Consider the following 10,663-nt stretch of genomic DNA (forward strand, 5'->3'; position numbering starts at 1 on the left):
TCGTCAGGCTCCGCGGCCGGCCGTCGGGCGTTGTTCGGACGCCCACGCCTTCAGTTGGTCCGCGGCGGTTGCCGCATCAGGTCCGAATCCGTCCGCACCGATTTCTGAGGCGTAGCGCTCTGACACGGGGGCGCCGCCGACGATGAATCTGAAGCGGCTCCGGAGCCCTTCGGCCTCGAACCGCTCGATCACCGTCCGCATGATCGGCATCGTGGTCGTCAGCAGCGCGGACATGCCGACGACGGTGGCCTCCGGATGCCGTTTCGCGGCATCGAGAAAGACGCCGGGCGCAACGTCCACGCCGAGATCGATCACGGTGAAGCCGGCTGACTTGGCGAAGATCCGGACGAGGTTCTTGCCGAGACTGTGCAGATCGCCTTCGACGGTGCCGAGCAGCAGCGTTCCGCGTGAGCCGATCGCGTTCCGTCGGAGGCGCGGCTCGATGACCGACAATCCGGCCTGCATCGCCCGGGCGGCCAGCAGTACTTCGGGGACGAAGATTTCACTGGTCTTGAATCGCTGCCCGACTCGTTCCATGGCGTCGAGCAGCCCGAACCGGAGAACCTCCTCGGCCTCGACGCCCTCGGCGAGGAGCGCCGTCGCACGCTCCCGCGCGAGGTTTGCGGCGCCCTCTTCGACTGCCTCGGACAAGTCGCGACATGTCACGCCGGTGATCCTCCACCCTGTCTCTCCATCCACTCCCGCACCGACTCGAATCGGTCGATTGACGTCGGCAGGCCGTCGGCCACGACCCAGAGCAGCATGTGTGACCGGCGAATCCGCGGACTGTAGAACTCGTCGAGTGCCTGCCAGATCGACTCCCGTGTCGCGCCGGGCTCCTGAAACGCCGGCAGCGTGGTTCCCAGTTGGACGAGATCCTCGCCGAGCACATCGAGCGCTTCTTCCGGCCCGCAGTCACCGACAGGTGGAGGTGTCAGCCCGTTGATGGCGTCGATCCCGGCACCTGCCAGCATCGGCAGCAGGTGGTGGAGGAGCCCGCACATGTGTAACACGATCTTCTTGCCGTGGCGGTGGGTCGCGTCGATGTACTCGGTCACGTGCGGAAGGCTCAAGCGACGGTAGTACCGGGGGCTGGTGAGAGTCGAACTGGTGTTCTCGATGGCCATCAGCGCCGGAGCCGCGGTCAGCGCCGCCGTGATCTCGCACTCCTGGAGGCGACAGCGTTGCATCTCGGCCATCAGGTCCGTCATGTCGGAGGGATGGTCCTCGAGGTAGTAATAGAACTGCTCGAGGCCGAGGTCTGTCTGGATCAGCTGCTGCACCGGCGAAGGTTCAAGCGTCGGCAGGTACAGGCCATCCTCTCCCACCAGGTCGATGGCCCGGCGTTCGGACGCGCGCGCGCCGGGATCTGGTTCGTAGTGGCTCTCGCGCCAAATCCGTGCGAGAAGGCGGAGTTCCTCCGCGCTGGTCACCGTGTACTTGATCGGGTGGCTCTTCCGCCACACGGTCGCCAGCTCGCCCCACGGGGAGACCATACGTCGCTCGACGATGTCGTCCCGACTCGACCAGGAGGTTTCGATCGGCTGGACCCGGCGGATGTACTGCGCCCACGCCTCGGGTGGCAGATGGTGGTTGCCCTGCTGGAGGATGTCGCAATCGATGTGGCGGTAGAACTCGAGGATGGACATGCCTCGACGGCGATCGTCCATCCCGCTGAGCGTGGCGGTATCGGCGAGCGTCGTCCATGCCAGCCGGTCGACTGGCTGCCGGTCGAGAATCCGCGTGAGCCTCTCGCGCTTCGTCATTCCAACACACCGCTCAGCAGCGAAGCAGCGTCCCCGATCCGGTAGACGCTTCGGTTTGCGCCCAGGAACGCGACTGTCTCGAAGGCGACGCCCAGGAACAGCGCCTCCCAGGTGCGTTGACCGTCGAGCGCGTCGAGGAAGCGGAGACGCACGAGGTGTCGCCAGTCCCTGAGGACCTCGGCGTCCCGCCAATCCGACGGTCGGCACCAGTCCAGCGGACGCGTCACGATGGAGAACACGACGGGGTCCTGCTCGTGGCACTGCGCTCGAATGATCTTCAGGATCTCGCCAGCTGACCGCGACGAGCCGATCGCCCACGCACGCGTTCCGCCAGCAACGGCGCGAGCCAGCGGCACGACCTCCACGCCCTCGACGGTCGTACCGTGAAGCGCGCGGTTGCCGTCGGCAATGAGTTCGATCCCGACGCCCCTTCGCCGCAAGGCCCGCGCCAGGGTGCGGCCGTTCCCGCCGGCGCCGTAGATCGCAAGGCTGGCGATCCCGGATCGCGATATGGATGTGGCCAACGCCTCCATCTCGAGCTGCTGCAACAGCCGCGGATCGATACGCCTGGGAGGTGGAACCTTCAGGGCCCGTGCCCTGCGCAGGACGACCGCCAGGCGGGTGGGATCCGCCTCGGCTTGGTACCACTGCGCGGCGAACCGAGCCCGGTCGTCTGCCGTCAGCGGCTCGACCGCGAGCGCGTCCGGGGTGACCGGCTGATCATCGGCGTCCGGCGGCAGTATGAGCCGATCGAGCCATGCTCCCAGGGCGACGCTCCGCGCCATGTCGGCGGAGATCGTCACCTTGATCCTCTTGTTGCAGCGCGCGCAGCCGGTGAGCACCCAGACGGTCTCCTCCGCCGCCTGCTCGAAATTTTCGACCATCTCGGTGAATGCGAGCGGGTGCCGGCAGTGCGGACACTCGCCCTGGACCCGCCAGTAGTGGTCCATATGCGAATCGTGCGCTGCAGAGGGCAACAGGCTGGTGAGCGGCTCGATGGCGGTCGCTGGCGCGATCTTGACCCAGTCGTACTGCCAGAGCGAGGCGAGCGCGGTCTGACACCAGCCGAACCACGCCTCGTCGGACATCGAGGTCATGTTCAGGGGCATGGCGTCCATCGTCTCGTAGTATCGCAGGCGGTCGGCGATCAGGCCGGTGTCGAGGCAGCGGTCGAACAGGGCGCTGCCGGGATAGGGCCTCACGGTGGCGAACTGGATGACCGCGTCGCGGCAGTGGGTGTCGTGGAACGCCAGCGACTCGCGGATGGTGTCGAGCGTCTCCGCCGGATCGCCGAAGATCAGGTTCCCGCCGAAGGCCACTTCCGCCTCTGCGGCCGCGCGGATTCCGTTGAGCACGAGTTCCGGAGAAGATCGTTTGTTCATGCTCGCCAGAACACTGGGACTCGCGCTCTCGAATCCATACGAGAAATGGAAACAGCCCGCTTTCTTGGCGAGTTTCACGGTCGGCCCGTCGAGCGCTGCGCGCGCGTGGGTCTGGAAGGCCCAGTCGAAGTCCCAGCCCCGGCGCTCGCGCGCCTCGATCAGGCGCTCACAGAACTGCTTCAGTCTGCCCTTGTTGGCCGCGAACAGTTCGTCGACGATGAGCATGACGTTGAACTGCGTCCGTTCGTAGAACAGCCCGATCTCCTCGAGACAGTTGTCGATGGTGCGGGCGCGATAGTGCGGCCCATGGCCGTGAATGCAGAAGGTGCACCTGAACGGACAGCCGCGTGCGGTGACAACCGTGACGAGCCTGGGCCGCACGCGCGTGTAGCGGTAGAAGTACGGTGCGGCCGCGGAGTACCGCTCTATCATCTCGTCCGCGCCGAAGGGCGAGTAGTCGGGAAACGGCAGCGAGTTGATGTCGCGGGAGGCGTGGACAACCGGCGTGAAGCACGCGCGCCCGTCCTGCCAGTAGCCGATGTTGGGCACGTCGGCCAGCGGGCGTCGGTGTTCGAGCGTCTCCACGAGGCGGACGAGCGCGTCTTCGGCTTCGCCCACCACGCAGAAATCGGGGCGCAGCGTCTGAAAGACGAGCGCGGCATCGTGATTGACGATCCCGCCGCCGAGCACGACGGGCGTGTGCGGGGCGAGGTCCCGAAGCAGGCGCAGCGTGTCCCGAAAGAACATGTACGAGGTGCACAAGCCGCCCATGCACACGAGATCGGGCTGGTACTCGCTGAGCGCGCGGGAGACGCGGAGGCGGACCATCTCGTCCGGGTTCGGGAACGTGAAATCGTTGTTCGGATTGCACCCGCAGACTTCGTGGCCCGCTTCTCGCAGCGCGGCCGCCAGGTAGCCGTATCCAGTCGGAAACGTGAACATGGATACGAAGCCCGGAAGGTGCGGCACGATCATCAGGATTCGCATCGTGTTCCTCCCCCCTACGCCGTCCGCGAGGCCGACGCCATGTCGATTCGCCGCTGGATCTTCGCCTTCAGCGCCCCGATCTCGATCTGGCCGCGGAGCGGACAGATCGCGCAGTACTGGTCGAGCTCGCCCCGCAGCAGTTGGCCGCGAATGCGACGCGCGACGTCGCCGTCGAGGACGCGTTCGAGCGTCGTCGTGCGGTCGAGACGGCCGATTGACCACTCGGAGAAACAGCACGGCCTGACGGCCCCGTCGCCCAGAATCTGGACGAACGTCCACGGATCGGTGCAATCGCGCGTGAACCCGGCCGGAACGGACTCGACGTAGGTGACGCGCCCGCCAGTGCCCCCTGTGCCATCCGGCGTCGTCACGCGTTCGACGGTCCGTGCGCCGGTATCCGCGCGACGTTCGAGCGCATCGAGTCGTGCGGAGAAATTCGGCGGCACGTCGAGCGTCAGCCCGTGGCGGCTGGCCAGATCGATCGCCGCACGAACTGTCGAGACCGCCTTGCGGGCTGCGCCGCCGTCGAGCGACCAGATGCTGGCAGCGTTCTCGTCGATGGTCGGATACTCGACCAGGTCGCGAATTCCGAGGGAATCCGCGCCGACAGCCGACCCAAACGCAGCCAGTCGATCGAGGTGCGTCACGGCATCGGCCGAGAGAACCGCCAGGATCGACAGCCGACGCGCCTGCCCGTCGCTCCGCAGGATCTGCGCGGTCCTGACGGCCATCAGGTTGTAGACGATCGTCCGGGCATCCGCGCTCCGACGGAGCGACCGCAGCACATCGATGTCGAGACAGTCGATCGACACGTTCAGCCACGACACCTTCGACAGCGTCTCAACCTCGTCCGGCGTCAGGAGTCTGGCGAGGTTCACAGTCGTGGCCAGCCGCACCCCGAGGTCGAGCAGCCGCTTGCAGCGAGCGCACCAGTCCGGCGCCGCCGTGAGATCCCCAGCGCCCGTCAGATCCACCACGGCTTCGGGATATCGCCGCAGATGGTCGACGACGGCATCGAACAACTCCGACGTCATCACGCGCGTGGCGGTGAACTCCGGCATGCTCTGGTGGCAGTACCTGCAGCGAAGGTTGCAGGAATCCGTCAGCTCGAGGATCAGCCGGGTCGTGAGCTCCGGCCTCCCGGCGAGGAGCGCCTCATGGGAATCGACGTCGTGAACGGTGTTGTGCTCGGTCATGGATCTGGACCACGAATCGAGAGGCCTTCGTTGTCGTGGATGCGTGCTATGTTACCCGCGGACGCCGGCCCGGGCCATGCGTCGTTTCGGCGGCCGCGTTCGAATCAGCGATCGGGCCGACGCGCTCCGCCGATGTCAGCAGATGCCAATCGGCCGGTCCATTACCGAGAGGGCGAAATGGATCTCCGTCCGTTCATCACTACGACCGAACAGCTCGAGCGGGGGCTTGAGTTCATCAGACACGGCGAACTGTTCTACCAGCCGTTTATCCTCGCGGACGAGATCGAGGTCGGCGAGGGCCACAACTTTTGCAAGGGATATGCCGGAGCGACCAGACCCGGGGATTTCAGCATCCACGCGAAGGGAATCGACATCGGGCCCTATCAGCCTCCCGCCGATGTCGGCTTCTTCCGGGAGTGCAACGCCGAGTACCGCCGACTCTACGACCACATCGCCGACGCGATCTGCCGGCATGCGGGAGATCGACTCGGCCAGTTCTCCATCGCCGAGGTCGGCTGCAACACCGGTCTGAACCTCTTCAACCTCGCGGTTCGAGGAGCCGGCTCGTGCTGCGGGTACGACTGGAACGACATGACGAGGATCTTCGGCTGGCTCAATAGCCTCCTCGGGACCAACGTACGCTTCCAGACCGCTATCTACGACAGCCTGTCGCATCACCTTGCAAAGGGTGTCGTCCTCCCGGAGGTCGACATCATCATCAACGCGATGTTCCTGCAGCATCAGTGTGACCCACTCCAGGCGCTGTGCTTTCTGTGCGACCGCGCACGCCACGGCATCTTCCTCTGGGTCGAAACCGGCCTCGAGACCGCGGATCAGGCCGTGCTCTATCCGTCGACTCCCTACCTGGCATACTTCGACACCGGCCTTGCGTTTCCGCTGAACTTCAACCAGGAGGTCCGGATCTCCGAGCCCATGCTGCTGCGGGCGCTGCGCGACCTCGGCTTCGAGGACGTAGATGTGTTCGAGCGGTTCCTTCCCGGATTGTCCCCCCGGTGGGAACAGTTCCAGCGGACCTTCCGGATGTACTACGCGACCCGCACCCATCGGCGCAAGAGCGCCTATTGGCGCGCTTCCACGGCCGCTTAGATCCGGTCGGGTTCCGTGAACGAGATGACGCCGCGGGGATGGCGTGTGCCAAGGCCTGTCGTGACCACGGGCTCGGCCATGTCGAAGCCCTTGTCCGGGTCACCGCGCGCGGGCTCGTATCCGCCGGTTTCCTGATTGCAGATGCCGATGCGGAGGTCGGTGACTGTCGCGTCAGTGCGAACGCCGACCGCACAGAGATACCAATCCGATCCGATGCGTGCCATCGACGCGTCGACCTCGTCACCGCCTCCGACCGTGTGATGCGTCATGGCGGCAAAGTCGAAGACGACGACGACGCCGAGATCGATCAGCTGGATGTACAGGGTGGACCGGCCGACCGGACGAAGCGCCACGGCGTGCGTCTGCGTTCCCCGAAACCCGAGCCCGAGGCACACGGCGCGATGCCAGCCCCCTGTCCCGTCCTCCCGAACTTCGTGGACGTGGGCGAGCGTGGCGTCGATGACGGTCCGCGCCGTGGCCACGGTGGCTCCCTCGCCGAACCAGCCCGAGAGTGCCTGTGGACCAACCGTGCGGCACGGTCTCCCACCGGGAAGCGTGCGAAGCCTGCTGTCATCGAACGATACGTTTGTGGCGTCTGCCATCTGGCGCAGCGAGCAGCCGAGCGTGACCGCAATGTCTCTGCGCGAGGCCGCGCCGGCGGCAAAATCGAACCATCGGTCGATCAGGGGCCGGTCGCCCTCCACTCTGTGTCGGCCGGCCAACAGGCGAGCGGCGCGCCACCGCGCTTCGTCGCCGCGGCGCCACGCGGCCGCGAGGCTGGCCCGCAAGCCGTTGACGGCAACCGTCGGAAGCGCCATATCGCCCGGGCTGCGCTGTTCGATGCCTTCTCCGTGGAGAATGCCTCCGCCCGTTGCGTTGATCACTCGGATGTCCGAGCGTTCGACGATCCGAGCGGCGAGCCAGTCGCGGAACTGGACGAAGTGCGGTGCGGTGCGCACAGGACGCCCACCGACGTCCGGCGTCTCGATCGTGTGGTTCCCTTCGAGCGACGCCCGCACCGCCGACCGCCGCGCGTCGTCGGTCTGGAGATGCGTCCAGTCCGCTTCATAGACGGTGTTCCGGCAGTAGGCCAGGTCCGAGGTGTATGCGAGATCGGCACCAGTGAAGACGATCGGGTTGCATCCCATCCGGCACGCGAGGTCGAATGTGCTGGTGAGCACGGACCCCCACGCTTCGAGTGTGCCGCGGTCGAGCCCCTGCTCCTTCAGCCAGGGCCACGGTTCGTGATCGCTGACGCGGAAGGTGAAGGTGCGCCCGGCGAAGGCATCGAACGCCGGCGGGTCGAGGCTGCCCTCTCCAACGAGCCACACGCCCGTAACATCGTCGATACCCCTCAGGTGGCGACCGTTGCGCTCGCTGGGATCGAGCCCCACCACGAGCGGCGGCACGATCCCGGCCGCCAACAGCGGCCGCAGGGCTGTGTCCACGGCGATCACGCAGGCCCTGTCTGCCATGCGTGCAATGTTGGGGAGGTTCCCGTCGAGCGACGGCCCGGCGGCGACCAGGATTGCTGGGATGCCGGAGAACTGGCCGAAGAGCGAGGCCACGTCGCCCTCCGAAGCGATCACGGGGACGTTTTCCAGCGTATTGAGGAGGTAGGGCGCGACGAACCTCTTTCCCGCCTCGGCGTTGGATCGCGCACCAACCACGACGCGGTCGGCCACGATTCTCGCCTGTTCGACTGCCGCCGAGAATTCCCGCAGGAGGACCGGCGATACGATGAACGGAACCGGGTGGGCCGGCGCGACCAACTTCCAGGCGTCGATGGCGCCGCGGTAGCGAGGGCCCACGAGCAGAGTCAGCCGCTCCGTCTCGAAGAACTGTGTCCAGTCGCGGCGCGCGAGAAAGAAGCGCGCCGTGGCCGGCAGTGGCTCGAGCGCGAGGACCTTCGTCGTTGTCGAGCGCCGCTCGATTGCGTCGACGACGTAGCCGAGACCGAGCCCGATGACGATCACCAGCGGAGGGTCACCGGCCGCGAACGCGGGTGCAACCAGGTTGTCCGCTTCCTGCAGCGGATCGCGAGCACTGTGGAGTCGGACCCAGCGTCCGCCGGAGGCCTGAACCACGGCGGCCATCGGCGAGCCGTCCTCCAGACGGGCGTACGGCTCGACGTCGGCGATCTCGAACACCCCGCCGCGCGACCGTCTCAGGACGTCGAGATTCGCCTGGAGCACCCGCTCGCTTCCAGGGTCCAGGGCCGCTTCGCTCATCTGCCTCATGGCTCCAGGCTCCCGGCCGTCACACACAACTCGCGCGGGACGTCTCCTCGTGGACGTCCTCGAGGAACTTCTTCCGAACGGCGCACGGGGCGCGTTCGCAGACGGACCCGGGCACTTCGACCACCTCGCAGCACGGAAAGACCCGGCCGTCCCAGTTGATGATCAGTCCGCCGAAGGGCAGTTCCCCAAGTCGATGTGCATCGCACTGGGAATCGGCGGATGGGAGTTCACCGACCGTCCCTCGTCTCGAGGAAGTGCCTGTACGTGCGCTCCAGGCCGTCGCGGAGCGTGGTCCGAGGCACGAAACCCAGACGGGCGGCGGCGCCGCCATCGAGCGTCTTCCTCGGCGCCCCATCGGGCCTGCTCGTGTCGAATTCCAGGCGCCCCTCGAATCCCACTACCGCGCGGATGGTCGTCGCAAGTTCCGCGATCGTCACGTCCTGCCCGGCGCTCAGGTTGATCGGAGCCTCGCCGTCGTACCGGTCGAGGGTGAGCAGACACGCCTCGGCGAGATCGTCGACGTAGAGAAAGTCGCGCCTCTGGTTGCCCGATCCCCACACCCGAAACATCGGCTCGGCCGCGACCTTTGCCTCGTGCATCCGGCGCAGCATCCCGGAAACCACGTGCGAGTCCTCCGGCGAGAAGTCGTCGCCCGGGCCGTAGATGTCGGCCGGGATGGCGCCGACGAAGCGCACGCCGTGCTGCGTCCGGTAGGCGCGGCACATCGCCAGGCCCGCCAGGCGGGCCGTGGCGAACGCCTCGCTCGTGGGCTCGAGCGGCCCGGTCATCAGTTGCGTCGGACCCATCGGCTGCGCGGTCTCGCGAGGGTAGACGCAGGAACTGGCCAGGTACAGCAACCGGTCGACACCTGACCGGCTGGCGGCCTCGAGACAGTGCGTCTGCGCGAGCAGGTTGTTTCGCATCAGGTCCGCGGGCTCGCGCTGGTTGCGCGAGATCCCGCCGGAGGCTCCCGCCGCAACGATCGCCCACGTCGCGTTCGACGCGCGGAACCACCGGTCGACCGCGGTGCGGTCCTCGAAGTCCGGCTCGGGCTCACAGGTTGCGAGAACGACATCAGCCCGCAAGGCACACACGCGCTGCACCGCACGGCCGATCATCGTGCCTTGGCCTGCCACGAGCAGGCGGGGCGGGGTGCCGGGATCCGTCGGGCCCGCCATCACACGTTCCCCTGGGGGCTCTTCGGAAACATCTGACTCCCCTTCAGGACTTCGGCGATTCCCTGGTCGAGCGAATGAGCGGGGCGGAATCCGGTCCGCTCGATCTTCTCGTTCGACACGATGTAGTCGCGCTTGTCCGGGTCCTTGCTGAGGGCCGACTCCAGGGAGACGAAGTCCGGGACCTGCTGCTTGATACGGTCGCAGAGTTCGAGCTTCGACAGATTGGCCTCGGAGAGGCCGACGTTGTAGATCTCGCCGCCCATCGTCTCGAAGTGGTCGATCGCGTGGAGGAACGCTCGCGCCACATCGCGCACGTGGATGTAGTTCCTCTTGAAATGCCCTTCGAAGACCACGACGAAGCGGTCGCGCCAGGCCCTGAAGGTGAAGTCGTTGACGAGCAGATCGAACCGCATCCGCGGCGACATCCCGAAGACCGTTGCAAGCCGGAGACTGACGGACGCCGGATGAGTGTCGAGGAGGATCTGCTCGGCCTCGACCTTCAGGCGGCCGTACAGCGAGATCGGTCGCATTGGGCTCTCTTCCGTGCAGAACTTCCCGACCTCCCCGATTCCGTAGCCCGAATTGCTGACGGGCATCAAGACCCGCTGTTGGGGGCTCAGGCGCGGGAGCATCTCCGCGATCGCATCCCGGTTCGTCGTCGTCGCGGCCACCGGGTCCCGGTCGCACAAGGGCGCTCCGACGAGAGCCGCGAGCGGAATGACGATGTCGGCGCTCGCAAGCAGTGGGTCGAGATCGGAGCGAAGCCGGGCATCGCCGCGGACGAGCCGGAAGTGCGGGTGATGACAG

At 66.6% G+C, this 10,663-nt stretch carries 8 protein-coding genes; 1 reads left to right on the forward strand and 7 read right to left on the reverse strand.

Annotation, left to right across the window (positions count from 1 at the left end; translation table 11 throughout):
- Positions 1 to 3: 3 nt before the first annotated feature.
- From VGK32_24060 to VGK32_24075, 4 genes are read right to left on the reverse strand one after another with little or no spacing between them, the layout of a single operon-like run.
- Positions 4 to 666, reverse strand: a complete 663-nt coding sequence (locus VGK32_24060) for a corrinoid protein (GenBank protein ID HEY3384847.1) — start codon at positions 664 to 666, stop codon at positions 4 to 6.
- Positions 663 to 1,766 carry a uroporphyrinogen decarboxylase family protein gene (locus VGK32_24065; protein ID HEY3384848.1) on the reverse strand — a complete coding sequence of 368 codons (1,104 nt, stop codon included), beginning with the start codon at positions 1,764 to 1,766 and terminating at the stop codon, positions 663 to 665. Before VGK32_24065 ends, VGK32_24060 begins: the two co-directional genes overlap by 4 nt.
- A complete protein-coding gene (locus VGK32_24070) occupies positions 1,763 to 4,135 on the reverse strand; it encodes a radical SAM protein (protein HEY3384849.1) in 2,373 nt (790 codons plus the stop codon). Before VGK32_24070 ends, VGK32_24065 begins: the two co-directional genes overlap by 4 nt.
- A gap of 14 nt (positions 4,136 to 4,149) precedes the next feature.
- Positions 4,150 to 5,331, reverse strand: coding sequence for a radical SAM protein (locus tag VGK32_24075; GenBank protein ID HEY3384850.1), 1,182 nt, complete (start codon positions 5,329 to 5,331; stop codon positions 4,150 to 4,152).
- A 177-nt stretch (positions 5,332 to 5,508) separates the two neighbouring features.
- Here VGK32_24075 and VGK32_24080 point away from each other — a divergent pair, with 177 nt between their 5' ends.
- Positions 5,509 to 6,438: a hypothetical protein gene (locus VGK32_24080; protein ID HEY3384851.1), complete on the forward strand. Its 930-nt coding sequence runs from the start codon at positions 5,509 to 5,511 to the stop codon at positions 6,436 to 6,438.
- Here the strand turns inward: VGK32_24080 and VGK32_24085 are convergent.
- From VGK32_24085 to VGK32_24095, 3 genes are all read right to left on the reverse strand, one after another.
- Entirely contained in the window at positions 6,435 to 8,678 is a 2,244-nt protein-coding gene (locus tag VGK32_24085; protein ID HEY3384852.1) for a 6-hydroxymethylpterin diphosphokinase MptE-like protein, read from the reverse strand. The genes VGK32_24080 and VGK32_24085 overlap by 4 nt on opposite strands.
- Positions 8,679 to 8,905: 227 nt before the next feature.
- Complete coding sequence (locus tag VGK32_24090; protein ID HEY3384853.1) at positions 8,906 to 9,856, reverse strand: GDP-L-fucose synthase; 951 nt, start codon at positions 9,854 to 9,856, stop codon at positions 8,906 to 8,908.
- A partial coding sequence (locus tag VGK32_24095; GenBank protein HEY3384854.1) for an SDR family oxidoreductase occupies positions 9,856 to 10,663 on the reverse strand: 808 nt, incomplete at its 5' end. The genes VGK32_24095 and VGK32_24090, both read right to left, overlap by 1 nt.

It is taken from the genome of Vicinamibacterales bacterium, assembly GCA_036504215.1.
GTDB lineage: Bacteria > Acidobacteriota > Vicinamibacteria > Vicinamibacterales > Fen-181 > FEN-299.

Coding starts and splice junctions, on each gene's coding strand:
- VGK32_24065 (HEY3384848.1), bottom strand. CDS start 1,766: ATGACGAAGCGCGAGAGGCTCACGCGGATTCTCGACCGGCAGCCAGTC.
- VGK32_24070 (HEY3384849.1), bottom strand. CDS start 4,135: ATGCGAATCCTGATGATCGTGCCGCACCTTCCGGGCTTCGTATCCATG.
- VGK32_24075 (HEY3384850.1), bottom strand. CDS start 5,331: ATGACCGAGCACAACACCGTTCACGACGTCGATTCCCATGAGGCGCTC.
- VGK32_24080 (HEY3384851.1), top strand. CDS start 5,509: ATGGATCTCCGTCCGTTCATCACTACGACCGAACAGCTCGAGCGGGGG.
- VGK32_24085 (HEY3384852.1), bottom strand. CDS start 8,678: ATGAGGCAGATGAGCGAAGCGGCCCTGGACCCTGGAAGCGAGCGGGTG.
- VGK32_24090 (HEY3384853.1), bottom strand. CDS start 9,856: ATGGCGGGCCCGACGGATCCCGGCACCCCGCCCCGCCTGCTCGTGGCA.